Here is a 26,498-nt window from a genome sequence, read left to right as displayed (position 1 = left end):
CCGTGTTACCTATTCGCGTTATTGGCTCTTTAAGCCGGTCACGGTGGTTGGCCCATGACGCACACTGCAGATACGATTTGTCCATTATGTAAAAATACTAACCTATATTGGGGGGTTTTGCCATTAACTAATCGTTGAGCCATCTTTGAAGGTTTGGCAGATAATACTTTGCGCCGGCGCGTTAACTGTCTGCGTTCCTTCAGTTGATGTTTTCTTGATTTTCAATGTTACTGTTCTGCTAGAGTTCGCTGGTATTGTTGCCGCTAATGTTTTAGTTACCGCAGTTCGCGTTCCATCACTTCCGCTGAAAGCATGCGTATATGAGTCTTGTGCGCCGCTGAAACCTGATACATATAGCAACACCTCTGCTCTTGGTGGAACGCTGTAACCATGACTACCAATAATCTTAATTCCACTTACTGTAACACTTCGGGCAAATGGCAAGCTTGCTATCGTAAAACTGATCACCGTGTATTCTTGGCTATGAGTTGTAGCGTTAACATTAGATGATGTCTTAACCCTTAGATCAGTTACATCACCTTCTATGTTAGCAGCGTAAACAGTTCCATAGAAACTGGCATTATTACCAAACAAAGTGTTGATATAAGCCTGATCTATTTGAGCACTGCCAATCGCACCATTTGCAATATATGTACTAACATTTGAGCTCAGGATTTTACTAAGTCCTGCAAACGGACCTAGTACGGGTTTCCCCGTTATTTCGTCATAGTCAAGGTAGCCTGTTAGCTCATTGAAAGAGAGTGAGTTTTTTGCAGCTAGAGTTCCAAGTGTGGGCTTCCCTCCTAACTCACTGTAATTTAGTGAGCTTTTACTCGCAAATGTCCCTAGTCCTGTCACTTTAGATGATGGTATAGCCCCTGTAGACGACATAACTACATTGCCACTACTATCTTTTATAGTGACTGATTCAAGAGTTGCGCTTTTAGCTAGCATATTACCATTAGGATCAATCGAGAAATTGTTACTTCTTGCTCCCGTACTTGGATTATAGTTTATAGATGGAGAGCTTAACTGAGAGCCTACAACTACACGGTTTGATAGCAACTCATCGGTAACTAAGCTTTGAATAAATGCTTGGTCAATTACTGCCGTATTTATAACTGTTTTGCCGTCAGAAACAGCAAATACAGGAGTTAAGTTAGTAGGATCTTGATCTGTTATAACAGCAAACTTCGCGCCCTTCACCGCAAATATAGGTTCCACACCATCATTTACAAGGCCAATACTAGACTGCAAGCCGTTAACATTCGTTTTAACTCCCCAAAGCGATGAAAAAACACCTTCGTTTGTCGCGACTGTTTGACTAAGTGTTTGCAGGCTAGCGCCAACGCTTGAACCGTTAGTATCTTCAATTTGTGATTTTAACGTTGTTGTTGCAGTGCTAATAGCGTTGTTTGCTGCTGTTTTTGTGTAGTAGTTGTTATATAAATCCGCGCCTATGCTGCTACCAGCCTGATCTTCTATGGTGCTTTTTAATTGCGTTGTCGCTGAGCTAATGGCGCTATCAGCTGCGGCTTTCGTATAGTAGTTCGTTTGTAAATCAGCGCCGATACTATCACCGTCAGGATCTTCCATCGCTGCACGCAACGCAAGATCAGCACTTGCAATTGCTTCGTTTACACTAGCGCTTGTAAGGTAGTTGTTTATTAAATCTGCTTTAACGTCACCTACATCACTATCAAGCTTTAATAAGTCTTGTGCTGTGGCTTGCGCCTTTGTAGCAAACGCTGTTTGCAGTTGGTATAAGCCTGCGTTGCTTTCATCTATAGCCGTATTCAAAGCAAAAACACTTTCAGACAGAGCTGTTTGCTCATTAGCAAGCACACGCTGATTGAGGATTAAGTCAGCCTCGGCAAATATCCGTCTTTCACCTTCTAAGTCATTAGCAAGCGCGTTTTCGATAATCGCTTGTGCACTTGGTTCAAACTCGGCTCTTAACTGTTGGCTGGTGCTTGCACTGGCTTCTACTGCGTCCGCTTTTGTTTGAAAATTATTAAAGAGCGTTGCGCCTAAGCTATCCCCGTCTGGATCTTCGATTAAGCTTCTTAACGCAGTTGTTGCACTTGTTATCGCTTCAGCTGTCGTTACCGATGTGTCGTAGCTGTTCAATAATGTTGCTGATACGTCGTCTATGGATGACTCTAGTCTGGTAACTTCTTTAGCTGTCGCTAGAACGGTTCCAGCAAACGTTTCCTCTAACCTATATAGCTCTGCTTGGCTGTCTCCAAATTCAGATCTCAATGCAAAAATAGATTCAGCAATAGCCCCCTGCTCATCAACAAGAGCTTGTTGTTTTGATATTATTTCTGCTTCAAAAAGAAGTCTTTGACTGTTTGATTCATCATTCGCCAGCGCGTTTTCAATGGCTGCATGGCTTAATGGGTCCATTTCAGCCCTGATTTGTGTATTTAACTCAGCAAGCGCGCCGTCTGTATCAGTCTTGGTGTAATACTTAGTAAATAATTCAGCACCTAGACTCTCACCGTTAGGATCTTCGATGTCACTTTTTAACGTTGTTGTAGCTTGAGCAATCGCGCTATCTACAGCCACGTTCGTATAGTAATTATTTTGCAAATCAGCTGTGACCGCCTTCAGTGTTTCGTTATCTCCTTCCTCAATGGTTTGGTTTAGTTCAGATCTTAACGCTGTAACACTATTTGCAATCGCTTCATTAGCCCCAGCAATAGTGTAAACACTATCAAAAATATTAGCTTCTAAATCATCAATACTGCTACTCAGTTGAAGGGACGCTTCGCTTATGGCGTTGTCTATTTCTGTTTTTGTCGAATAGTCGCTTAATAATATGGCGCCAATGCTATTTCCATCAGGATCTTCTATTTCACTTTTTAAAAGCTGTGTCGCTTGACTTATAGCGCTATCTGTTTCGATGCTCGTATAATAATTGTTTTGTAAATCTGCGGAAACTTCACCTATATCGCTATCTATTGATGATCCCAGCGCTGTAACAGCCGTGCTAATAGCGCTTTCTGCTTGCGATTTTGTATAAAAGTTTTGATAAATGTCAGAACTTGTGCCGTTTATGCTTGATTGTAATCGCGTTTCAGCTTGGCTTATGGCTTCTTCAGTATCAACCTTTGTAAGATAATTTGTTTCTAAGAATGCTTTGTTTTCATTTATCGTACTAAGTAGTTGGAACGTGCTTTGTGCACTTGCTGCCAAGCTATCTGAAAATGACTTGGTTAACTCTGTTATGCGAGCGCTACTGTCATTGAATTGCGACTCAATAACAGTTAATGACTCTGCAAGCGCTTTTGTCTCATCCGTAGTAACTTGCTGTTGCTGTAGAATGTTGGCCGTTATAACTTGTTGTTTGCTGTGTGCTTCATCATTAGCTAGCGCATTATCAATAACAGCTTGTGCCAGCGGGTCAAACCGGCTGTTCAATTCAAAAATAGAGCGCGATATAGCTGCTTCGGTATCTGCCTTCGTAAAATAGTCAGTGAAAAGTGTTGCGCCTAAGCTGTTGCCTTCTGGATCTTCAATTTCTGACTTTAACAATTGCGACGCTATAGTGATTGCTTGGTTGGTTTCAGTTTTTGTAAAGTAATCGCTAGTTAATGTCGCACTTATCTCACCGTCGATTTGTGATTTTAGCTGTGTAGTTGCTTGGCTTATCGCACTATCAGTCTCAGTGATGGTGTAATACTGAGTGTCTAATGTCGCAAGTATGGCACTCTCAGTCTCTTGCCCTGCTAACTCAATAGCAGACTCAAGATTTGTTGTTACCTGGCTTAACGCGCTATCTGTGTCGGTTTTGGTGTAGTAGTTCGTCTGTAGCGTAGCCCCTAGCCCGTCACCTTCAGGATCTTCAATCAATGACTTAAGCTGAACGCCATAAGCGGCTATCGCGGTATCAGTTTCAGTGCCTGTGTAATAGTCGCTGTTTATTAGTGCACCAAGGCTGTTGCCTTGAGGATCTTCTATGTTTGCCTTGATTTGCTGTGCTGACAGGCTTATCGCGCTATCAGTGTCGGCTGCCGTGTAATATTGAGTATCTAATAAAGCGCCTACACTGGTACCGTTAGGATCTTCGATTTCTGCCTTGAGCTCATTTCTTGATGTTGCTATGGCTTGATCAGCGGTTGCTTTTGTGTAGTACGTATTTGATATGTCAGCGCTTAATGATGTGCCATGCTCTTCTATTTCTACACGTATTGTTTCAGCCGCTGCCGCTATCGCTTCATTGGCTTCTGTCTTAGTTAAAAACTCGGCCTCTATGCGAGCGTTCATGTTATCAAGTTCAGATTCGAACAAAACAAACTTAATAGCATTGTTTTGCCAATTCTCGTCGTTAATAAGCGCAGCATCGATTAACTGTCTTGCTAAATCATCGTTGCTTATTTCAATTGACTCAACTCTACCTTTAGCTTCTTCAGCGGTTTGTTTAGCGCTTTCTGCTTCTTGGCTTAGCGCGTTAATAGAGTCGTTTATGCTAGGTATTTCAACTTGTATATCACTAATAGCATCTTGAATATTAGGTATATCAATTAAAAACTGATCGACGTTAGTGCGTAAATCAGCAATATCAATTTCAAATTGGTCAATATCAACTTTTAGTGCAGGTATCTCTTCTAAATATATATCGCTAATGGACTGTTCTATTGCAGGTATAGAATCGATAGCTGAGGTAAGGAAGCCTCCCAAGTGAGACTTTTCAATCAAACCGCCTATTTCATCTAGGATCATTTCGGCTGATTCTTGCGTTACAACTTTTAAACCTGCAGCGCCTTGTGTTGGCCCTTTCATATCAGCGACGTTTACAAAGCGGACCCAGTAAAAATACTCAGCTCCCATGCTAACAGAATCACTAAATACGTCAGCCACTTCTGTTGCTATTAACGTGGCGCTGCTAAATGAATCTGTCTCACTACGCCATATTTCTGCATAAGCATGCCCGCGATAGGTTGGGTGATCCCAAGTAAGCGCTATAAATGTAAAGCCGCCGGTCCCAGTTAAATTCACAGGTTTATGAGGACGCTCAACCCCGCCGGCTGTAATAGGCAAGCCGCCATCATTAGTATTTCCATTTTTAGCACTTTGACGTAACGCCGCCATTTTCATCTGATCAAGGTTAACCAGATCCTTTACTAGCAGTGCTCTATTCTCACCACTGCCACGTTGCCCTGTAAGCAACTCTATATTTTCAGCCAGCGCACTTTGAGTTTGCTTGTCATTTTGGCGACCAATACCTGGGAAATCACTTCTCTTCAACTTCTTTGCCATTAAACAGCAACCTCGCGCATTGTTGTTGCAATTGATACGCTGTGTATAGTGCCACTTCCATAAGCCTCAAACGCCCATGAGTCGCCGCGTGTTGGGGGCAACCTAAATGCTGTGTTAGGGATTTGGCCGGGCTCAAGGTGTAGCACCTCAGTCTCGTCTGCAAAGACGCGTAGACCAGACTGACTAAGATCTACTCCTTTTACCATGCCGCAAGCAAAGCTAATATCTTGCGCCTCAAAGTCCTTAGACCGCCATTGATAATCCATTAGCGCAGGGCTTGACTCCCACTTACTAAGGTTTCCACCTTGGCATGTGTATAACGCATCATCAATTAAGCTGTTAAACCCACAATCGGCGGTTGCTGTAAAATGCCTAAAATCGCCAGTGTTTGGGTCAAATATAAAGCCTTTGTCTAAATCCTCTCCATAAAAAGCTAGATATCGCCCCTCTTGCTGGTACGCTTCAATTGTCTGAGGATCATACTCTTGCCATTGCTCTCGAGTAATAACTTGATTGGTTAGCATGCTAAGGCCACTTGTTGACAGTGAAATTAAACCGTCTGGACTCGCGTAAATAAGTGAACCATTAACAATGACCGCTGATCGCCCACTTACACAAGCTTGGTTAAACTCAAGTTTTTGACCTGCCATTGCGCTGGGTGTAATACCACTAAACAAATAAGGGTAACCTTTAGTAAGTACTGCTAATGTATTTCCAAGCGCTGCTACAGTCACAATTTCATGTTCTGTTGTTTGCTGATAGTCACTCGGCCAAGCGTAAGGTAAATAGGCCTCGCTAAAGCAAACGGTGCTGTCAAAAAAGCCAGCTAAAATACCGTTAGCCATTGAAGTTAATCCGATCATATCTTCGTTTGGCATTTCAAAGTCATATGTATCAAGCGATGCGCCTAACTGATCGCCTTGAATATCATCGGTGAAAACGTTTTGTGAGATAGGTATTTCAGCTACAAATAGATAGTCAGCTGAACCGCCGCCAGTTGCTGTTCTGTAAATGCGCCTATGTGTGATGTTTGATACGTTTACGTTTGGTGGGGAGAATACCAGTGATACATATGTTCCTTCTTCATCTGGGTATTTAATTTCAATCCTTTGCGATGCTTCACCAGGTGGACCTTCTTCACCTGCTGCAGTGACATAGGTGTGCGTGTAATAGCGAGTTTCGTCATCATTAGGGTCTATAGTTGAACCATCTTCATTCTCGTCAATCCCCTCAGTTACAGATGCAATGATAACGACTTCTGGTGCTTGCACCCCAAGCCTGTATGCTGATGCAGGCATGTTTGCACCTTCAAATATTTCATTCGTTGTCACTTTGGGATATCCATCGCCAGTAAAGTACACTCGCTGCCAAGGGTCATCAGTAATGGGACTTGGTACCGCGTGAACCTCTTTATCCCATGCAAACCAATATTGATTTAAGTGCTGGTAAATAGTTTTAGCAGTATTTATAACGGCAATACCACTTAAGGCTGGACGTTTTAGCGGTGATAGGTTGCCATTATCAAAATGGCAACCAAATGCTTTTGAGGCTGATTCGTTAGGAAGTAAACGCGGATCGAGCTTAGGCCGTTCACCGGCAAAAGTTTTTACAGTGATTGCAGGCATAGTATTCGCTTATGAAAGTTGAAACTTGGTAGAGGTTGGTGAGTTACTGGTTTAATTTGATAACTTTACTTTCCCATTTATGAGCACGTTGACAGTGGTTATCACCATCAAAAGGTTTTGCTAGCACATCAATTATCCGCATCTGTAAGTAATACCGTTTATCGTTCCTTAGCCGGTAACTTCGTGCCGAAATAGACTCTAAATTAGTGCCATGGCAAATATTGCAGATAGTGATATCAATCCCATATAAGCCATTAAAAGCCCAGCGGCAACCAATCACTGTAAATACCGTTAGCAATATAAACGGCACGATAAAAAAAAGGCCACATAAAATGTAGCCTAATAACGTTCTTACTGTTTTAAGGAAATCCATATTTCACCTATTCAAAGAAAGCCTTTCTAGCCATAACAAACTGCAAGCCAAAGTTTTTAAACTCAGCTTCATCGACCAACGTTAAAACCTTAACGCCCTGTCGCGTTTCTGCATTAAAATTTACAGGGAAGAACTCGTTTTCCGATCCAAGCTCTTTAGCAAGCTCTAAGGCGCTTTTTAAAGCCGACAACCCATTTTGATTTGACTCGTTTAATGACACTTGGACACCTTTGAACTCAATACCTATTAGCTTATTTATGTGCTTCTGATATGGCTCTAACACTTCTGTAGGCGTCATTAATGGCGGCCTTTCGGGTGCTTCTGGTAGCGGTAATGGCTGAACGCTAATCACCTCACCTTCTTCATTTTCATAGGGTACAGGTAAGTTCTCGTTATGATCTTCAATCTCAATCAGATCAATTAAATAATTAAGATAAAGTTCAGCCCAGTCCCATTGCAGAATTTGTGCATGTAACTCAGCAAACATATCTAAGTTATCTATTTTGCCTTTAGATATAAGGTCTGGAATATTTTTAGCGATCGGACGCTGGAGCAAGGTTGGCAGACCTTGCTCGTTAAGAACGGGCTCTTGTTCGTCATCGAGGACTATAAAATCAAGTATTGGTTCAAGGTTATTTGTCATTTTTAATCCATCCAATTGACTCAAGATAACGTTCTAAGTGTTTTTAATGTTGTTAGCATAGCTATTCCTGCTCACCTTGCGCCCAAAACTCGGCTTGTCTCGCTCCCGCTAAGCGCAAGGCTTTTGCAAGCTGCTCTTTTGTTACCATGACTTCCTCATTATTCGCCAGCACCCAGCCAATTGTTTCACCTTCTTGCATAGAGAATGACGCGCGATTCATTCGGCCTTGGCTTGCTTCGTCACCGTCAAACACCATGCCATCAACTTCTACTGTTAAGTTGTCCAATTGCTTTTGACGTTGGTGCTTAAATAAAACTCTTTCCACCGTTTCTTTGTTTTGTTCATACTCCTTCATTGTCCGTATGCTTTCTTGAGCTTCTTCGCTTAACCCTAATTCACTCATGTAGCTTGTTGTTGTGTCTGTGTGGTACCGATTATTGTGCAAGTATTTAAACATTTTCACCTCTTTTAAATGATTGGCTGAGTAGCTTTTTGCGCAAGTTGTAGCTGCTGGCGTGGCTTGCGTGGCCTATCCATGATTGAATTGATTGGTTTATTTCGGGTAAATTTATTTGGTAACTTGCATACTGCCAATGAAATTTTTTAAGCTTGGCTTTGATGCTTTTCACGCTGCTTTTGCGGAGCAGTCGGTGCGTTGAGTAAATTCTATAACCTAAAAAATCAAGCGGCCTGCCGCCCTTGTTGGCGATTGGAAAGACCTGTGTTTTATTGTTTGTTTTTAGCCTTAAAGCGCTTTGTAAAAAGCTTTGCATAGCCACTCTCTGGGCGTGCAAGTAGCGCTTGCAGTGGTGCATAACCACGAAATCATCCATATATCTTATGTAGTTTTTGATTTTTAGTGTGTGCTTGGCAAACCAGTCAAGCTCATGCAGGTACACGTTAGCAAATATCTGGCTGGTTAAATTGCCCAGCGGCATGCCAACACCTGGGCTGTCGCTTGGGCTTGCGTCAATAATGTAATGCAGTAGCGTTAATGTCATCTGGCATTTAATTTTATTGCTCAATAACTGCTTTAATATTTCATGATCAACGCTTGAAAAATACTTGCTTATATCAGCTTTTAGCGCGTAGGCCACGCCATGCTTGCGCTCTATTTTTTGAATCTGCCTTTGCGCTACATCAGCGCCTCTGTGCGCGCCTTTGTTGTTTCGGCACGCATATGAGTGATGAATAAATGTTTTATCGAATAGTGGCTCTATAACATTAAAGATAGCGCGATGAACGACGCGATCGCGAAAATTAGGTGCTGATATTAGTCGGCGCTTGGGCTCAAAAACATAAAAGTGGTGGTAGCTAGATAGCTCGTACGTTCCCCAGTTGAGTTCGTTATATAGATTGATAACGTTTTCTTCTAGGTTATTAAAAAAGTTGAGAGTGGCCGGAGAGTTGGCCTTGCCTTTTCGGCATTGATACGCTGAGTTTAATATATTCTCATAGCTGACGATTTTACTAAAAGTGCAGCCGGTTGACGCATCAACCGGCTTGTTCAGTGTTTCAGCAAGCGCTGAGGTTGCAGCATCCTTTTCAAAGTTGCACTGGCACAACCCCGTGAGGTCGGTACTTCTGGCGTTATCAAGAGCTGGACGGAAACCAATATTGCTATTCGCATTCGTGCGATCGTTGTTGAAGTTGAGTGCTCCAAGCCCGGCATTGGACGTGTTGTTCCAATTGCCACCGCGATACGGCATACGCTCCCGCGTAATCATAATGCTGCATCCTTGTTTTTCATCTTAACAGATTTTACCCATCCGCCAAGCATCTTGCCTATTTCAATGAGCTTTTCGCTCCATATTTTATATTTTTTAGTGTCTAGGTAGCGCATATCCTTGGCTGTGCGTATCATTCTTTTGAGCATGGTTAGCTCTATATCCATATCGGTTAACGTGGTCTTTTTGTGGTATCGCTTAAATGCAGTAATAATAAGGCGCTGCAGTGCAAGCATGCTGCGGCGTATTTCTGCGCCCATAACGTGCGTTTCATGCTTTGGGAATTGCTTTAGTGCTAAGTAGCCGTAAACCATCATTTCGCGTGTTTTTTCTTCTATTGATAATGCGTACATTTACCTAATCTTAAAAGTGAAGTTGATTGTGCTGCGCTATCGCGCAGCGTTCAAAGTTGCGAGTATCAAGACTCAAATAAAGCTGGACGGAAACCAAAAGAGCTACCCGCACGCGCGCGATCGTTGTGGAAGTAGAGTGCCCCAAGCCCGGCAGCGGACGTGTTGCGCCAACGGCCACCGCGAGACGGCACACGCTCCCCAAAGTTTCGACTGTAGAGTGTGCCGTTAAACAGTGCGCCGTCGGCAGGCTCGATACCCATTTGACGCATTAGCAGATTTTCAACGTAAGAAGAGCCCTTGCTCATAGTGCGCCAAGTGTTTGAGTTTGAAAAGTTGCCGCTGCCATTATCGCCAATGTCACCCCCTTGATTTGTTATTTGACTATTTAAAACTACACTACCACCCGATGAGCCACTCGAGTCAAAATAACACTCGTGCGCAGGCCAGTCGCTCTCAGGCATGTCGGGGTTGTTATCGAGCGGTGCAAATATTTGACCCTCCTGTAATTTAAGCTGATCTTGCCATTCCCACACGTTGCCGACCATATCGAACACGCCAAATTGCGTGCCGTCGTGGCTCCATGATGCAGGGCCTGTGCCTGTGTAGCTGGGCGCTGAGTGGCCGGTGTCGCCTGGTGCGTAAGCTGCCGAGGCTCGAGTGGCAACTTCGTGCTTTGCATCGTATGCTCGACCGTAATTTGTATCGCCGCGCGGCTGATCGCCAAATGCTAAGCCCAGATACGCCACTGCAAGCCATTCAATATTTGCAGATAAATGCCAGCCTGTGCCTTTGTTTGTGCACAGTGATTTTGCGGTGTCGTAATTTACATATGTTCTTGGCTGCACGCCTGATATAACACTGCACCCGCCATTCTCGCCAGCGCTGGCAATGTATTTTGCATACCAAAAACCACGCATTTGCACACCGTTTTTAATAAACGCAGGAAACACGCCTGTTCCTAGCTGTAAATCAACACCGTGACGGTCAATAATGGCTTGGTTAACGTCCTCGCTGTTAAACTTGGGTATCCAAACCATGACATTTGGGTTGCCCTGGGCATCATATTTTACCGTGTTTTTACCGCTGCTCGCCGCCTCCACGGCCTCACGGTAAGCGGTTTGAGCGCGAGTTTCTACAGCATCTCGCGCTGCGTTCCATTCCGATCTTGCAGTGCTGGCAGCCTGCTCTGCATCATCAATCATTTGGTGCGGAGTTTTTATTGCTTGCTTTAAGCCGTGACTATCGGTTAATTCTTCGGTTGCATTGTTAGAGTTAAGCCAAGTGCGTAATTCATCTAAAAACAATTGCTTTTGATTAAACTGTACTGATATTTGACCCGCTATGCGCGTGAGTATAGTGCCGGAAGTATTTCGAACAATTGCGTAATTTGCAGCATTCTCTGTACCGCCCTCATAATCACGATCTAAAGTAATACTTGTATCGCTGTTTACCGCTGTTACTTCATACCAAGTTTTTGCGTCACGCGTAAAAATATCGCCAACCGCAATTGAAATAACATCATTTTGCCAATTAGTGCCAACACCTGTAACTGCTTGCTGACTGTTTGTTACATTTACTGTTCCAACGCGATACCACGCGCCTGCGCTTGCTGTCATCTTACTGCCCCTTCTGTTGACCCATCATCGCACTATCAGCTTGGTTCTTTTGCCCCAGCTGATTTTCAAACGCATTTAAATGCATAGTGCTCTTGTTAGGATCTGCGGCATATTCAGCGTCTTTCATATAAGAGCGATATAAAATCCATTCAATAATGGCGTTAACATAAATATCATCGAGCGCTATTACTTCGCTTGCATTGTGAGCAGTCATATTAATTGACGCCGGCGCCTTTGAATAAGCGAGTGTTAATTCAACACCAGCTGTTACACCAGGATAAACATAAAAGGTTTTTGGCACTCGTTCGTCATAAATATAGAGCTGGACTTCTGCGGCATCAGTTCCTGCGTACCAGTTCTCATGATTATCATCTAATACTTGTCGATTGTATGGGCCGCGAATTGCTTTACCCGTGGCATTGCGCGTAATATCGATTAGTCTCAATGCGTCAGCTGGTAACGATTGCTTAGTGCCTTCTACGCATGCGAAATCATCAATATCAACACTATATGAGTCAGGTCGGCGTAATACGATTGCACGTTGAGCATCATTCAAGTAGTTCAATAGCTCGTCTTCAGGCCATCGAACAAAGCCCGGATCATTTAGCAGCTTATTAACTCGCGTTATAATTTCTTTTGAAGTGACAATAGCCATTAGTAAAACTCTCTTGGTTTAGTTGGTCGCTGTTCGTCCAGAGCATTTATAGCTTCTCGGTAGGCAAGACGATAACCGTCTATAAAATTCCGGCGGTAGTGCTCTGAAAAATTTATATCAGTCCATTGGGTGTTAGGCATTTTCATAAGCGTTGACGCTGCGCCATCGGCAAGATAATCAGCGTACTTGCTGATAAGCGTTTCATTTGCGTTAAAATCATCAGGCAGTGAAAATAGCGGTGTTATGTAATAAAACACACGAAAAGCAGGCGTATTTGTTGTTAAATGAACTTCACCACCAACTGATACGTTGTAATCAATACCGCGCTCTAGCTCATGGCCCTGTGCATCTAAAACAAAATTAACGCCGCCAAACGAATGATCATCATCAATGGCTAGTGTTGCAGCGTCACCTTGATTGAATTGTTGTGAACGGGCCAAATACAAAGACTCTGCACAAAACTTTTGATATGCACGCTTAAGGTGATCAAGCGCAAACTTTTCAAGAACGCCACCGCAACGCTCTCTTACAAGTGGGATCAAGGTAGACAGCTGAGCCATGATTATTCCTCGTTACCTTCTTCGCTTGTTAAAGCACGGAAAGCATCACGAACATTTTTGCGATAGTCATTTACTGGCTTTTTAGGGCCTTCTACTTCTAACTCATGCGCAACAACAAATGTATCAAGTTGTTTAGAGCTGTACTTGCCTAGATCAACTTCTTCACCATCAACAATAACAACCATGTTTGCGTCAGCTTCTGCGCGCTTAGCCGCTTCTTCTGCTTCAAGGCGCTCTTTTTCTTCAAGCTTAGCAATCGCTTCTTGTCGAGCTTTAACACCTTCTAATTGAGCTTCCTTAACCCACACTTCGGGAAAATCAAGAAATCGACTTGCAATATCCGACTCTACAGATACAGGCTCGAAACGTTTGAACTTTAATCGCGTACCGCAAACCGTGTCTTTTTTTTCGGCTTTTGGACCGATATAAACAATGCTAATTTTTTCAGCCATGATAATAACCTTAATAAAAAGCCCTGATATTTCAGGGCTTTAGTTGTCTTTAGTGATTGTATTTAATGTGAGTTGTGTATTAGTAACCTTTAAATCGGTACTCTAACTGCACAATCACTTCACCTGTTGCGGCACCTGTGCCTGTGTTTTCGATTACTAAATCACTTGGTCCAGTATCACCAATATAAACAGGCTTAACAGGTGTCATATCAGTACCTGCAGCAACCGCATCTACAACTGACAATTCAGTTTCCGTACCTTTCGCATCAACAAGCTTTGTGGTTAGCTCTGTGTTAGCGCCAAGCGCGCCATTGATAACGCGAACGCCTGTTACTTGCGTGCCAATTGGCAGCTGATCTGCTGCGATGACTGTTGAACCAGCTGCTAACGATGCAAGTGATAGCGTCATTACATGCAAAGACAAATTGCCTTGCGCACCTTTATAAAATGTTTCTTTCATGATCTTGTTCACTTATTCAAGTTAAAAATAAAGCGGACCATAGTCCGCTAAAGTTGATTAAGATAACGATACAGCTGTATCAAGTACCATTGTGCCGTAGTCATTGACTCGACCGTTACGGTCAGCAAAGCGCACTTTCTTACAGCCATTCATCCATACAATCGCCGTTTCATTAGCGTTGTCGTGGTCTGTTTTCTTCGTGCTCATGTGGAAGTGAGTGCCAGACTCAGCTTTACCGTAAGCATTAGCAAGCGCTTGACCACCAAGCAAAATCGCGCGATCAATGTCAGTGCCCGCTGTTACTTGTTTGGTTGTCGCTAACTTGTCATTGTTTGAAACAGTGACAGTATCGCCTGCATAGAAACGCACCGGTTTACGATATTGGCGAACTAGAATGTTACGCCACATGATCACATCACCTTTAAACACCGGGTGATTGAAGCCGCGACCACGAGCCATAGCGCGAGCCATAAGCTCTTGCATTTTCTTCTCTGTCGCACTCGCCCATAAGTCACGCCATTGGCGCGGGGTTACGAACAAGAGAAAGAAAGGAGACTCATTTGCCATTTCATCTTTTTCAAACTCAATGTGCTTCATTGGGTTTTGCTGTTCTTCTAAGATCAGCGCAATATCATCCAGCTTTTCAATTGTCATAATGTCGGCTGAATCGATGCCTTCAAACGTTGACGCATCACCACCAAAGATATGGCGGTCATACGTTGGCGCTTGAATGTCGTTAACCATGATTTCGTTAAATTCTTCGTGATCGTCCAGCGGAACAATAATATCGCTAGGATTGAAAGAACCACGCGCACCTGCCAGGTGATACATTGCAACTTCGTCTTTTAGGTCATTGTAGTAATTACCTAAAAGTGTTTTAGCAGTGCTTAGCAAGTCGTGCTTGGTACGCTTCTGGCTCATTTTGCCGCCAGAATCAACCATCTTACGGCCTTGATCAATGCGCAACTCAAACACTGTCTTGCTTAAGCTTTCGCCTCGGCCTTCCAGTTTCTTGTCGCCCATTGTCGGTAGGCCGTTAAGGTTGTGGAATAAATCCATTTCAACCGTATCGCCGGCTTGTGACTCTAAATCACGGATCATGACAATTGGCGCGCCTTTTTCGGTTTGCTTCTTGCCGTGATTGGCATCTTTCTTAGCTGATTGTGGAGCGGCACCGGTCAACATATTTACAAATGTATTTTGACGGCGGGTGTGCGTGAATAGAGCTGCGCCAAACGCTTTTGCAGCTTGTGCTCTAGTGATCGTACTCATTGTTTAATTTCCTAATATAGAAATTCCGACGCTTCGGATAGCAAGTCCGCGATCTGCGCTTCTGTCATATTTGACATTTCATCAGTCATCGTTGCTGCGTCTTTATCGAGCAAACCTGCGTTTGCGCTTAAGTCGCTTGCTTGTGATCCTAAGTCAGTCGGAGAATTGGGGATTGCAGCAGTTGGCACACCGCTTGGCTTCGGTTTATATTGTTCGCCAAACGCTGATTGCACGCGCTTTTCTACTTCTGCAAAGCGCTCTGCTACTGATTTGTTTTTAAACGATGGGTCATTTGCCAGTTTTTCGTCGATAACCTGGGCCATTTCCCACTTATCGGCATCGCTATCGCGCCAAGACTTTAAATGCTGTGAGCTTTCAAACGCTGTTGTTAACTCATTTCCTGCATTTGCTGTCACTTGTGCTTGTTGCTGGCTGGCGTTGTGGCTTCGTACTTGCTCAGCAAGCGCGCTTACCATTTCGCCTAGTTCTGGATATTCCTCTTTGATACGCTCCATGAGCTCAGGATCTTCAAGCATTTGCTTAGGTAATTTGCGTGCGTCGATACCCGCATCTTTTAACTGGCTACTGTGTAATTCAGCTAATTGCTTGGTTTCTTCGTACTTGCTTTCAAGCTCTGCTTTTTCGTCGGCTAATCGCTGGCGTTCCGCTTCCGCATCTGCCGCACGTTTACGCGCCTGCGCTAAAACATCATAAGGCAAGCTGTGTTGCCCGTTCTTGCTTTTAACATCAGTCGCTTCAACGTAATACTTGCCGTCGATTTCAACATAGCCCTCTGGCGCATCACCTTTTTGCTCGCTTGCTTCGGTTGACGATTCCGGTTTTACGTCTGTTTCAGCTTGCGCTTTGCTTTCGTCCTGCTCGGCTTCTGCTTCCGCTGCAGGTGCTTCTTTAGTGTCTACTACAGGCTCGCTTTTTTCGCTGCCATCTTCACCACCAAAAAGCGTATCACCATCAATATCTACTTCGGCCAATGCCGCTTCGATTTCTTCTGGTGTGCCGTTTTCTAAAATATCGTCGAGATTATCCACTTATGACTCCATCACTATTTGACACATAGCTGCGAAAATTAAAGTTGTAGGCTGTACGCTGCCTTTGCGAGTTGTTGTGCATCGCACAAAAAAGCCGCCTTGGGTTTCCCTAAAGCGGCTTAATCTCTGCGTAGTACATACTTAATTGGATTTATTACCGATAAGGTTTCCGTAACCTCACATCAACACTTCCCCAGCTAATTACATAAACTGGTTTACGTTGCTTAATGCTTTGATTTAATGATTCTGGCTTGAGTTGTTTTGCTTGATGGCTTTCCACTGGCTTGAAAGCCGGCATTATGAACTTTAAAAATAAGTGTTTTAATAAGTTCATATTTAGCCCTGAATAGCTTGTTTAACTATGGTGCTAAAAATAAAGTCTTTCGCTTGCTGTTCTACCGGTAGATGATGGAACGGGACCATACAAGGGTGCTCTTTTTTATCGGCATCTTTAACCTTGCCATATTTCCAACCTTGAATAGCTTTTTCTGCCATCCAGCTATCATGTGAAGCACTAGCCGGTGCGTCAGGGTTAAGGATATGAAAAGCAACACCTTTGATTGCTGAATCAATCTGCCATTGTGGTGCCATTTCCCAACTTGGCTGCTCTTCACGAAGCGCTTTGCAATAAGCTCGGTTTACTTCATGGCACATTTTAGCGATTGCTGTCACCTGGCCCATATGCTCTTTTGGAATGCCCAGCTCTTCCGCGCCTTCAAAATCAGCAAACTCAATTTTGCTATATCCATCTTCAAAAGCTTCTTTAGGGCTAATTGAAACATAATCATTTTCATAAAGTACTAGATAATCACCTGCTACTGGCTTGTATCTAGCAGTCAGTTCCGTGCTTGCTAAATACGGCAGTTCAACATCAGTACCAGGTATACCGATAATTAAAGAGAGTTCTGGTTGTTCCTCTAACTTAGCTACTGATTTAATTTCAGCTGCCTGTACCACTTTGAAGCATTGAAACTCGGCCATTACTTCACGAATATGTACTGTTGCGCCATCATTACCGCACACTAAAACATTAATTAAATCTTCGGTTTGCTCGCTCATTATTACACCTGTATTGCGTCTAGTTGCTGTTGTAAGTTTGTTTGAATAGATGACTTGAGCGCTGCCACTTCTGCACGTTTCTTTTGTACCTCTGCAATAATATTTTGCGTTTCGGCTTGGATCTTCTCGTCTTTCACGCTCTCAGTTTCAGCTTTCTTCTGAATTTCATTGATGCGCGCTTCAAGCTGTTTGTTTTCAAGTACGATTTTTTGTACTTTCTGCTGAATTTCTTGCTGCTGTAGCTGCTCCACTGCCTGTTGCTTTTCTGCTTGTGCTTGCGCCTGTGCTAATTCTTCCTCGCTCATATCTTCTTTGGCTTTTGGAATGTTTAACGCTTGGCGTAGGGTTGAAAGAAATTCCTCTTTGTTTGGCAGATCCATTAGCTCTACAAGCATTGGTAAAGTTGCCGCTTGCGCTTCTGGTGGTAACTGGCTAATGGTGTTAGTTAGCAATGTAGCCTGCTGCTGTCTGTATGTAGGCGTAGCTTTCACTGGTGCCAGTGCCATGTGACCGCGCCAGCGTGCTACATCATTGTTGCGCTTGCCGTCCATGTTCGGCTCATTGATCACAATTGCTCGGCGCTTTGCTTTATCTTCACGATTGACAGTAACTTCAACATTATTCTGTGGCTTAAGATCTTCAATGATATAAGCAAGTAATAACTCGCCTACTTTGTTTCGTGAGTAATGGAAATTATCGTTTATTTCAGCAAGTGTTGTTGTGCCTTGCTCTACCAAGTTGGCAATAGCTACACCACTTGTTGCGTTACTGTCTTGGCCCAACATAGAGTTATACACGCCAGCACAATCTTGTATCAGCTTCATATCATGCTGCATCAAGTTAAACTGTTGCGCTGCTATGCCTACGTCGTTTTGAATACTTAGCGCATCACTGGCCTTGCCTTTGTTCTTTCGCTCAGGATTAAGCTTGATGTAGCCATCTGGTTTTTCGACCTCTTCTTTTAATCGGCTATCTGATAACTGTGTCGCATCTTCGTCGGCAATTACCCGCCTTGCTTGTAACAAGTAATTCAAGCGTATCACTCGCGCATTAATACCGTCTTGCGCAGGCATCATGCGACTGACTAAACCATAAGGTTCGCCGCTTGCATCTTTTTGGTAGCCGATGAATGGAACAAGGTTAAACATGCCGCCAGGCGCTTCACTCGGTCTATCAATAATACGATGTGGACCAATAAACCATGCCTCGCGTACATTAGGGAACGCCGCATATTCAAGCTGTACTTTGCCACTTTGTACTGCTGCTACATGCGCTGTGTTGTTTTTATCAAACTCAATAACGCGACCATCAGGCAGTCTAATGATGTGAGCACGTTTCCATACTTTGTAGTAAATAACCTGAAGCAATACACGCTTGCGGGTTGTATCTAACCATTCGCTTGTTGCTCTGTTCCACCCTTGCGCATCACTCCATGCTGATTGTAAGTCGTGGCTTTCAGTGTGTTCTTCGTCTAGCGTGCGTAAAAAGTCATCCCAATGATTAACAGAGTGCTTTAATATCTCTTTGTGCTCAGGGAATGTTGCAATCGCTTCGTCTAAATCAAGCCATTTGCGACGCATGATCCAGCGTGCATCGCTCCTATCTGCTTCAACTGAATGAAAGTCCCACCAAACCTCACGACGATGAATAAACTTAATACGATATGGCGCAGCAAAAGGAATAGGGTTCTTTGTTACTTCTACCCAACCAATGCCCGCTTTTAATTGGCTTGCATACGCATCAGAACAAGCACGATCGCCATTCGCCAAACGCCAATAGTCTTTAAACTTCTCATTAAGCGCTTTTGCTAGTTCTTCGCCTTGCTCGTCATCAGCTGAAACCATCAAGTCAGAACGTGATCGCGCTTCAAGCCCAAGTACACCGTCAATAGTTGGACCAATCATGTTGTGAACAATGTCTGGCTGGTTTCGCTTGCGCAATACGTCTTTTACTGCCGAGCTTAGTTGATCACCGTCATAGTACGCGCACGCTTTAGTAGCAGGTGTTCGCCAGTCCGGTTGTGAGTCAATATCGCCAAGGATCGACAAAAGCTTATCAAGCGTAAAGCCGTCTTTTGTTTTCGCGTAATCAGCCATTAATTATACTGCCATCCAATGATTAGGGTTGTGTGGTGCGGGTCTGTTATCTTTAACTAGTTTCTTAGGCATACGTACCAGCATTTCTTGCGCAATCATGTAACTCATAACTTGGTCATCAAATCCGCCTGGTTGCGCGCCCATTCGTCCTTTTTTATCGTAAACAAAGGTGTTTAGTTCGTTGGCTGTTCCTCGCCAAACAATACCGTCTTTGTCGTGAGTAAGTAGTTCATCTAGGCCACTTGTGAGTATTGGCTTTGATTGTGCGCTGGTATGCCAGCCTACTTTTTTGGTTTCTTCGTCCGTATCTTCACGATCAATATGTTCTTCCGTGTAAATCCTGCTGGTTGGGTAAATTTCAACTAACTCTTGCAGTGTTGCGTGACCGTGGTTGTTTCGCTCAACCCCTATAAACGCCTTGTTATACATCAGGCCAATATGTTTGTTGATATGAGCAAAGCGCTTAGGATCTATATGACCAAACCAGTGCGCCACTTGTCGGCCGTCTGATTTTGCGCATACATCTAATGAGCTGCGATCGCCATGTTCAAGTCCTTCTGCAACATCGCTTCCGATCGCATATTCTTCGTCATCGTCTGGCAGTTCCCAAACGAGCAAGTAACCTAATGTTGATTGTGCTAGCTTGTCAGCTGCTTTAGATGATAGGTCCACTTTGCCATTCATCTTTTTGAGCTTGCCTGTATAGGGCTCAATCTCATAAACAATAAGAGGCTTTTTGCAACGGCCTTCAACACGCATTAAGTCATCACTAGCAAATACTTTGCGGCCTGAAGTCAAAAACGCTTCCATTGGCGTAGATGGAAACTCTTGCTTCATTTTGTCTTTCATCGTGCGTTCCTTGCCGATATACCAGCTTTTTTGCTCGTCGCTTAGCGTAATACCGTTAGCGAGCTCGACGGATGCAAAATACTTATCTTGTGATTTTGTTAGCTTTAAGCCGCCGGTTGGTACAGGAGCGATATATTTTGGATCTTCAAACCATGGAAAAAAATGAAACTTAAAATTTTGCCTGGTTAACGCAATGCCCGACTCAAGCAACTCCATTGCCTCGCATGACATATCGAAAAAGTTACCTGCTGCGCCCTCTGCTGTAGACTCAACGAATATCAATGAGCCATCGTGCACAGCGTTAAATGAGCCGCTTTTAACTTCCTCTGCCCGTAATGGGTATTGAGCACATATCTTGCCGTATTCTGATACGTGTAACACCTGAAGCGTACCGGAGCGAAACGACACCGCGACACGTACCCAGCTATCATTATTAAACCAAATGCCAGTGCCCGTTTTACTTTTAATCGAGCGCTTGCCTGTTTTTAGCCAGCTAGGTAGCCGTTCGTATGGGTAAAGTATCTTGGACGCAAATATTGCGCTTGCTTCGTCTTTACCTTGAGCAATAACGCCACACTGCCTGTTATCGTTAAACATAGCGTGATCAAGAATAAAAACTTGAATAGCTGTACTAAAGCCCAGCTGACGTGCTTTTAAGATGATGTTTAAAAACCACATCGTCATAAACAACATGGTTTGTGCTAACCGACAACGAAATAAAACCTCTTGGCCCTTTTCGTTAGCGATAATGTAGAGATTGTTTAGTCGCCACCACCAACAGTCTAAATAAGGCTCACAACGCTCTAAGAGTTCTACATCATCTAAGGTGAAGCGTTCTTCTTCAGTTAACCAGGTGCTTTTAGGGTATTTAGCAAGCTTTGGTTGCATTATTCACTTACCACCTGATCTAAGCCGTCAGTACGACTATCAATGAAGTTATCAAGCTTACTTGTTCCGCCCGCTTCTTTACGTGCTTTGGTCGCTTCGTGCTCTGCAATTTCTGCTTGATGCTTGCCACGCTTGGTAGCATTAACAAGCGCTTTTGTTTGCTGTGATATTCTCGCAGTTTCAACAACCAGCTTGCCGCGCGTCAGTGAATCAGTTTCGAGCGCTGATAGCGTTCTAACAATCGACTCAACACGGCCTACATTTTTATCTAACGCTTGCTCTGCTTTAAAAAGAGACTCATACATGCGGACTTTTAAGTCAGGATCGTCTAAATCAGGATCGTCGAGCGTCTTATTTATGCCATCAACTGCTTGCATAACCATGTGTATGCGAGCACGACACAAGTCAAGCTCATGATCCAGCGTTGTCGCTTCGACTAGATTGTTTATCTCGTCCTTGTAATATTTTGTGTAACCGCCATGCCTGTAGTTCGGCGCATCTTTACCAGACGCAACTTTTCGTTTTTGTTTTTTTGGCGTTTGTTTCGGCTTGGTTGGCTTTGGGTCTGCTTGTCGCTTCCGCTCTACAGCGACTCTTGCTCTTATGTGTTTGCGTGCCGTGTTATACGTTAATCCGTGTTTTTCGCAAAACTCAGTAACAGATATGCCAGTTTTAACGTGCTCATCTTGAAATAATGCGTTTAAATCCGACCATTTTGACACTACTGATCACCGCTGTTTACCTTGCACTCAGCTAATGCTTGTTCATCGTCACGCACCAGTTCTCTCATACGTGCCTTATGGTACTCAGCATCTTCACGGCGCTTTTGAAGCTCAAGCTCGTGCTTTTTGCTCTGATAGCGCCAGTTCATCAGGAATGTAATCACAGTAAATAAAATACCAAGCGCCAGCGCCATGTTGTTAAGTGACAATAAACCGCCGACACCAGTGCCGATACTTGCAGTGTAGCTTGCTGCTGCTGTTGATCTATCCATTATTAACTTCGCTGGCCCATTGTTTAATTCGTTTAATGTTTTCATTGCATTTGTCTATGACATACTCTAAATACTGCGCATACGCTAACAACGTCGCATTACCTGCTATTTGTTTGTGGTCAACGCTACAGTTTGATAGATATTCTTCCGGCGGTGCTAGGTACACGTACTCTGTCTGTACCACCGTCCTTGTCACACTCACTGGCTCTTGCGTACTTGAGCAAGCGAACAGCATCACAAGGAACGCTATCATTAGCCCATGTTTTAATTGCTTCATCGCTCGACTCTCGTAGTTTGTTAATTTCAGTTTGAGTTTTGTGCAAGCTGCTAGTTAAAGAGCTTACTTCCAACTGATAAGCATTATTTAAGCGCGATAATGTATTGCGCTCGCTTATCAACTTGGCATTTTGTTTTTCGGTAAGTTTGACGCTTTGAGTTAAAAACTCGGCTTGCATCGTGAGATTGTCTATCTCTAGGCTTTTTGTTGTTATTTTTTTGTTTGCTTCTTTTAATTCGTTTTCAATAATAACAATCTGATATGTTGCGTAAGCGAGTGCCGCCAATAGAGCGACGATAGTCACCCTTTCAATGCTGCTGAACAGTTTTAACATTAGTGACTCCATCCAGGCACATTGCGCGCTCTTTTTCTCTGCGAGTGATTAAGCCTGGTAACTTTTGACCTTTAGCATAAATCCAGCGCGCCAACTCATTACAAGCGCCAATGCGATCACCGCGATTTAGCTTGCTTAGCAATGTGCTGCTGCGGAAATTGCCTGGACCAACATTGTAATGAAATGACAAGTAAGCAATGTGCTCGCCTTGGCTTAGATTGACGCTTACCACGCTCATTAACTGCGAGTTGTGCTTAGCTAAGTCGCCTGCGAGTAAATTTAAACACTCGTCCTCTGTGTACTCTTTGCCAACTACTGCTGTTTGTGTGTGTCCGTAACAAGTGGTTGCAATGCCAACAGGATCAACATAGCCGGTTAACTCTTGGCCCTCAAATGTCGCAACTGTTACACCAGCTGCCGCAAGAACCGCAGTTAAGCCCAGCGCTGTTAGTTTGCTAGCTTTCATTACTGCTTACCTTTTTCGCTAGCAAGTAACCTTCCAGTTCCCACAGTTTATCTTTGCACATAGCTGCACATTTCTCAGTGCAATACTTAGCGCCAAGCTTTTTGTTAAAGTTGCGTTTATCAACACAAGCCATAGTTGCTGTGGCTAAAGTAAAGTCAACCGCTCCCATAGTAATGTAACCAGTGACAATAGTTGTTGTCGTGTCTGCTACTAGCTGAACATCATACTTAACTTGATTCATCAGACTTTCAATATGATCGGGCGAGACTTTGGGATAAATAGATCCATTGCTTTCAAAGTCATTGCACATTTCTTTATCGCTAGTCATAACTCAACCTTTCGCCCACAAAAAAGCCCGACCAAATGATCGGGCAAAACGGAACAACACATTTTAAGCAAAAAAAATCCGCTCAGTCATAAACTAAGCGGATTTCTTCAACATGGAAAATACTATATCAGGATTGGGGGGTTTGCAAGTTATCCATGGCTTGTAGTTTTGCTATCCCAAATTGAGCCAGTACACGGAAAATATAAAATAAAATGGATCAAAGGAGTTAAAAGATCAAATTTTCCCTGATCCCATCTCTAAAAATAGACCGCTTCAACTTGTTAACTTATAAAAATCAACAACTTAAACAAGGTCGGTACATTTATTTTTACTGCCGAATAGACCAAAAAAAAGCGCGAAAACATTAAATTATCGCGCTAAATCGGTCTTTTTGGTGGTCAATTGGTCGGTTTTCGTTTTCAGATTAATAGATAGACCGTTATTTTTGATCTATATCTTCGTCTAGCTGAATAATGAGCTTTTTTATCTTGGTGCTTAACACAGAGTTATCGCCTTTACTTTCAATGACTGCTACTTTTAGATGGCAAACCATTTCTACAAATGCTGATTTTCTTATTTCAGCATGATCACTCATATACTGATTGCAGAACGCATCAAGCACTGCTTCAATTTCTGATAGTGCTGATTCAGCGTTATGTCGTTTCAAAATATGTAAAATGCCGTATTCATCTACTAGCTTTGCTTCTGTCATACTAACTCCCACTTAAAAGTGTGCGGCCCTGTCATTACCCTTTTAAAAGTTAACCTAGTTATAGCTAGCTTAGATATATCTTCATTAGGGTTAAATGACTCTAATTGATTCGGTTCGTAATCTACCTCGTAAAAGTCAGGTTGTTCATCAGTCCAATGCTTAGGGAGTTTGTCTTTTATCGCCTTAAGCTCTTCGTTACTTAAAATTATATTGCTCATGCTTATCCCTCTTGACCTGAATGCTATTAAGAGCCCATACATCTATGCCGTATTTTTGATCTCTACGCTCTCTAATGTCCATGTGTTAACGCCAAAAATATTACGTCTAACAAAAGTCACCGTACTCTGTTGCATATATGTTGTTTTAACATTGGCGTTCTTACTGTTGACTGATGGCTCCAAAACGTTATGCAGTATTATTTGAATAGAGTCATAACTAAACGTATCAGGATCCGGCAATCGATTAACTGCGTTTGCCAATTCTGCTGCTGTTATCATGCTGCGTTGTCGTCCTCTGCCATTTTTTCGTGAATATTTTTAAATATGTCTCGCTCCCACTCGCTTATTAGCCTTAAAAGCTCCTTGGTCACTTCATCATGAGCACAGCTGTAGCTTTTGTGGTTGATACCGATTATTTGGCACCGGCTTCTTTTTGATATTGGTTTGCGTCCTCTGCCATGGCAATGTGTGCAAATTTCTGGATTTAAACTTGTTGCTTTCTCACCTGGCGCTAACCCACTGCCATCACATTCACCACATACCGGCTGTACGTGCTCATACACTGCTGACATTACCAGGCCGTTTAATGTGTCTGGCTTTATCTTGTACTGCCGTATCTTGATAAAAAGCGTTGCATGCATAGTTAAAGAACGCACTACACGCTTTAGCCTTGTTTCTTCACCAACATATCTAAAGTAGGCCCAGCTAGTCTGACAAGGCGGTAAGCCCGCTAGTGCGTGGGCTGCCGATCTCCAATCTATGACGTCTTGACCACTGCCGCCAAACGTACCAGTTAGATTAAGTGTTTTAGTTGTTAGTTTTGCTAGTAGTTTGATCGGCTGCATTCTATTTACCCCCAAAGCGCAATCATTGCTGCGTCACGTTTATCTTCGTTTGTGCGGCCTTTCCAGCCTGTGATCTTGTTGAAATAATTGCCGTCATTTTTAGCTTGGCGTTTTATTGGCCCCTTTAGCGGTCTTACTTTGATTACTTTGTAGTTGTGGCTTTCTAGCAGTTCGCATATAAGTCGGGCCACAGCTTTACAGCCGCCAACGTCTTGGCATATTTTTTCGCGTATCGCTCGTTTGTTCTTAGCCTTCTCGCCAAACAGCGGTTTTATCATGTTTGGATCTTCGACTTTTACGACAATTGTGTCTTTTGGTCCTGCTGCGTCTAAATACTCGATTAAATCAAAAAGCTTTACCGTTGCTAGGTCGATAATCTGTTTATTAACTACTATGGCTATGCCGCTTTTATCTGTGTCTGGATCTATGCCTACGGTTATTATTTGCATGCGCTTGGAACCTCTATTAAGCCTTCTTCCAGCAAGATGACTTGCGTTCTTAGCATGCCCTCGTATGCGTTTAGCCGAATTAAACGCTGATCGCCTAATGATGTCCGTCCGTCTATTGCGTCATGGCAATGTGAGCAAGCATAAGTCGCATGAATATCATCACATTTTTGCGATATGCCCGAACCACGACCAACATGGGCTAATACTGTTGTTGATGGATCAAAGTTACATACGCCTGGTATGCGAACTTGACACTCTTGGCCCTTGGCGCTTTCGCGTATTTTCTTACTAAAAACTGGTTTTCTTTTTATAAAGCTCATGTTGTTCTCGTTATCCAAGTGCTATTAGTTGATGTGCTGCATATTCTGCTTCTTCTGGATCATCGAATGTTTTTGATAAAACAAAATTCCAGCAAACAGTGAACGCCTTTTTGTAAAACTCTCTAAATTCTTCGTCGCTCATTGAATTAAAATTGATTGATCTAGTTACTCGCTTTGCTCCTTTCGGTGTCATAACTAAATCAAACAAGCCAGCTTCTTCTTTTATCCATTCGTGCAGTGCTTCCTTGCTTTTGTGTGGCACTTCTACTGTGCTAGCACGCTTGGTTTTAAGGTTAGATAGATACGCATTGAAAAATGTTTTAAGGCCGCTTGTCTCTGCGCCTTGTAACTCTGCGTATCGAATAACGCTAGTTAACACCGCTTTTTCACTGCTTCCTATCAAGCCGCCAGTTGGTTGCCAATAGTCAAGCGTTAAAGCGATAAGTCCGGCCCAATAGCGACGATGATAACCAAGAGCGCGATCGCTCAACCTAACGGCGTTCACTTTATAGCCTCGGCCCGGTCGCCAATTACTCAGAGTGTCAAAGTCAGCTTGTGTTGCTGCTTCCATCAATCCGTCTTGGCGCTTAACTAGCGTTAATTCGGCTGGCAT

29 protein-coding genes are annotated in these 26,498 nt (G+C 43.3%); all 29 read right to left on the bottom strand.

Annotated elements, in window-relative coordinates; genetic code table 11:
* Positions 1-123: 123 nt before the first annotated feature.
* The 29 genes from J8Z28_RS07845 to J8Z28_RS07710 all read right to left on the bottom strand — a co-directional run bounded on the left by J8Z28_RS07845 (position 124) and on the right by J8Z28_RS07710 (position 26,498).
* The gene (locus J8Z28_RS07845; protein WP_250660244.1) at positions 124-5,265 is read right to left on the bottom strand and encodes a phage tail tip fiber protein; all 5,142 of its coding nucleotides are present in this window, start codon (positions 5,263-5,265) and stop codon (positions 124-126) included.
* A complete protein-coding gene (locus tag J8Z28_RS07840; RefSeq protein ID WP_250660243.1) occupies positions 5,265-6,890 on the bottom strand; it encodes a hypothetical protein in 1,626 nt (541 codons plus the stop codon). The genes J8Z28_RS07845 and J8Z28_RS07840 overlap by 1 nt, the downstream gene beginning before the upstream one ends.
* A 43-nt stretch (positions 6,891-6,933) precedes the next feature.
* Complete coding sequence (locus J8Z28_RS07835; protein WP_250660242.1) at positions 6,934-7,263, bottom strand: hypothetical protein; 330 nt, start codon at positions 7,261-7,263, stop codon at positions 6,934-6,936.
* Positions 7,264-7,270: 7 nt separating this feature from the next.
* Entirely contained in the window at positions 7,271-7,906 is a 636-nt protein-coding gene (locus tag J8Z28_RS07830; RefSeq protein ID WP_250660241.1) for a hypothetical protein, read from the bottom strand.
* A 61-nt stretch (positions 7,907-7,967) separates the two neighbouring features.
* Positions 7,968-8,363: a DUF4376 domain-containing protein gene (locus J8Z28_RS07825; RefSeq protein ID WP_250660240.1), complete on the bottom strand. Its 396-nt coding sequence runs from the start codon at positions 8,361-8,363 to the stop codon at positions 7,968-7,970.
* Positions 8,356-9,633, bottom strand: a complete 1,278-nt coding sequence (locus tag J8Z28_RS07820) for a reverse transcriptase/maturase family protein (RefSeq protein WP_250660239.1) — start codon at positions 9,631-9,633, stop codon at positions 8,356-8,358. Before J8Z28_RS07820 ends, J8Z28_RS07825 begins: the two co-directional genes overlap by 8 nt.
* The gene (gene avd / locus J8Z28_RS07815) at positions 9,630-9,986 is read right to left on the bottom strand and encodes a diversity-generating retroelement protein Avd (RefSeq protein ID WP_250660238.1); all 357 of its coding nucleotides are present in this window, start codon (positions 9,984-9,986) and stop codon (positions 9,630-9,632) included. Before avd ends, J8Z28_RS07820 begins: the two co-directional genes overlap by 4 nt.
* Positions 9,987-10,051: 65 nt before the next feature.
* The gene (locus J8Z28_RS07810; RefSeq protein ID WP_250660237.1) at positions 10,052-11,602 is read right to left on the bottom strand and encodes an SUMF1/EgtB/PvdO family nonheme iron enzyme; all 1,551 of its coding nucleotides are present in this window, start codon (positions 11,600-11,602) and stop codon (positions 10,052-10,054) included.
* A 1-nt stretch (position 11,603) separates the two neighbouring features.
* Positions 11,604-12,257 (bottom strand): phage adaptor protein, encoded by a 654-nt coding sequence (locus J8Z28_RS07805; RefSeq protein ID WP_250660236.1) that lies wholly within the window; start codon positions 12,255-12,257, stop codon positions 11,604-11,606.
* On the bottom strand, positions 12,257-12,817 hold the full coding sequence (locus J8Z28_RS07800) for a hypothetical protein (RefSeq protein WP_250660235.1): 561 nt from the start codon (positions 12,815-12,817) through the stop codon (positions 12,257-12,259). Before J8Z28_RS07800 ends, J8Z28_RS07805 begins: the two co-directional genes overlap by 1 nt.
* A gap of 2 nt (positions 12,818-12,819) precedes the next feature.
* Positions 12,820-13,269 (bottom strand): hypothetical protein, encoded by a 450-nt coding sequence (locus J8Z28_RS07795; protein ID WP_250660234.1) that lies wholly within the window; start codon positions 13,267-13,269, stop codon positions 12,820-12,822.
* A gap of 79 nt (positions 13,270-13,348) precedes the next feature.
* Positions 13,349-13,729, bottom strand: a complete 381-nt coding sequence (locus tag J8Z28_RS07790) for a hypothetical protein (protein WP_250660233.1) — start codon at positions 13,727-13,729, stop codon at positions 13,349-13,351.
* A 57-nt stretch (positions 13,730-13,786) separates the two neighbouring features.
* Positions 13,787-15,001, bottom strand: coding sequence for a N4-gp56 family major capsid protein (locus J8Z28_RS07785; RefSeq protein ID WP_250660232.1), 1,215 nt, complete (start codon positions 14,999-15,001; stop codon positions 13,787-13,789).
* An 11-nt stretch (positions 15,002-15,012) separates the two neighbouring features.
* Positions 15,013-16,050 (bottom strand): hypothetical protein, encoded by a 1,038-nt coding sequence (locus J8Z28_RS07780; protein WP_250660231.1) that lies wholly within the window; start codon positions 16,048-16,050, stop codon positions 15,013-15,015.
* A gap of 336 nt (positions 16,051-16,386) precedes the next feature.
* Complete coding sequence (locus tag J8Z28_RS07775; RefSeq protein WP_250660230.1) at positions 16,387-17,109, bottom strand: RyR domain-containing protein; 723 nt, start codon at positions 17,107-17,109, stop codon at positions 16,387-16,389.
* 2 nt (positions 17,110-17,111) lie between these two features.
* Positions 17,112-19,205: a portal protein gene (locus J8Z28_RS07770; protein WP_250660229.1), complete on the bottom strand. Its 2,094-nt coding sequence runs from the start codon at positions 19,203-19,205 to the stop codon at positions 17,112-17,114.
* Between the two features lie 3 nt (positions 19,206-19,208).
* On the bottom strand, positions 19,209-20,942 hold the full coding sequence (locus tag J8Z28_RS07765) for a terminase large subunit (protein ID WP_250660228.1): 1,734 nt from the start codon (positions 20,940-20,942) through the stop codon (positions 19,209-19,211).
* Positions 20,942-21,664 (bottom strand): hypothetical protein, encoded by a 723-nt coding sequence (locus tag J8Z28_RS07760; protein ID WP_250660227.1) that lies wholly within the window; start codon positions 21,662-21,664, stop codon positions 20,942-20,944. Before J8Z28_RS07760 ends, J8Z28_RS07765 begins: the two co-directional genes overlap by 1 nt.
* Positions 21,664-21,936 carry an HP1 family phage holin gene (locus J8Z28_RS07755; protein WP_250660226.1) on the bottom strand — a complete coding sequence of 91 codons (273 nt, stop codon included), beginning with the start codon at positions 21,934-21,936 and terminating at the stop codon, positions 21,664-21,666. Before J8Z28_RS07755 ends, J8Z28_RS07760 begins: the two co-directional genes overlap by 1 nt.
* Positions 21,929-22,171 (bottom strand): Rz1-like lysis system protein LysC, encoded by a 243-nt coding sequence (gene lysC, locus J8Z28_RS21965; RefSeq protein WP_502934620.1) that lies wholly within the window; start codon positions 22,169-22,171, stop codon positions 21,929-21,931. Before lysC ends, J8Z28_RS07755 begins: the two co-directional genes overlap by 8 nt.
* The gene (locus tag J8Z28_RS07750; protein ID WP_250660225.1) at positions 22,062-22,547 is read right to left on the bottom strand and encodes a hypothetical protein; all 486 of its coding nucleotides are present in this window, start codon (positions 22,545-22,547) and stop codon (positions 22,062-22,064) included. The genes lysC and J8Z28_RS07750 overlap by 110 nt, the downstream gene beginning before the upstream one ends.
* Positions 22,522-23,013: a lysozyme gene (locus J8Z28_RS07745; protein ID WP_250660224.1), complete on the bottom strand. Its 492-nt coding sequence runs from the start codon at positions 23,011-23,013 to the stop codon at positions 22,522-22,524. The genes J8Z28_RS07750 and J8Z28_RS07745 overlap by 26 nt, the downstream gene beginning before the upstream one ends.
* Positions 23,003-23,341 (bottom strand): Gp49 family protein, encoded by a 339-nt coding sequence (locus J8Z28_RS07740; protein ID WP_250660223.1) that lies wholly within the window; start codon positions 23,339-23,341, stop codon positions 23,003-23,005. Before J8Z28_RS07740 ends, J8Z28_RS07745 begins: the two co-directional genes overlap by 11 nt.
* 439 nt (positions 23,342-23,780) lie before the next feature.
* Positions 23,781-24,053 (bottom strand): hypothetical protein, encoded by a 273-nt coding sequence (locus J8Z28_RS07735; RefSeq protein ID WP_250660222.1) that lies wholly within the window; start codon positions 24,051-24,053, stop codon positions 23,781-23,783.
* Entirely contained in the window at positions 24,050-24,271 is a 222-nt protein-coding gene (locus J8Z28_RS07730) for a hypothetical protein (protein WP_250660221.1), read from the bottom strand. Before J8Z28_RS07730 ends, J8Z28_RS07735 begins: the two co-directional genes overlap by 4 nt.
* A gap of 275 nt (positions 24,272-24,546) precedes the next feature.
* Positions 24,547-25,116, bottom strand: a complete 570-nt coding sequence (locus J8Z28_RS07725) for a hypothetical protein (RefSeq protein ID WP_250660220.1) — start codon at positions 25,114-25,116, stop codon at positions 24,547-24,549.
* A gap of 5 nt (positions 25,117-25,121) precedes the next feature.
* Positions 25,122-25,565: a hypothetical protein gene (locus J8Z28_RS07720; protein ID WP_250660219.1), complete on the bottom strand. Its 444-nt coding sequence runs from the start codon at positions 25,563-25,565 to the stop codon at positions 25,122-25,124.
* Positions 25,556-25,903, bottom strand: coding sequence for a DUF1364 domain-containing protein (locus J8Z28_RS07715; protein ID WP_250660218.1), 348 nt, complete (start codon positions 25,901-25,903; stop codon positions 25,556-25,558). The genes J8Z28_RS07720 and J8Z28_RS07715 overlap by 10 nt, the downstream gene beginning before the upstream one ends.
* Positions 25,896-26,498 (bottom strand): DUF1367 family protein, encoded by a 603-nt coding sequence (locus tag J8Z28_RS07710; RefSeq protein WP_250660217.1) that lies wholly within the window; start codon positions 26,496-26,498, stop codon positions 25,896-25,898. The genes J8Z28_RS07715 and J8Z28_RS07710 overlap by 8 nt, the downstream gene beginning before the upstream one ends.

The organism is Pseudoalteromonas sp. SCSIO 43088, from assembly GCF_023650795.1.
In the GTDB taxonomy this organism is placed as follows: Bacteria; Pseudomonadota; Gammaproteobacteria; order Enterobacterales; family Alteromonadaceae; genus Pseudoalteromonas; species Pseudoalteromonas shioyasakiensis.
Note: the sequence above shows the minus strand (reverse complement) of the source record. Positions and strands in the feature narration are given on the sequence as shown.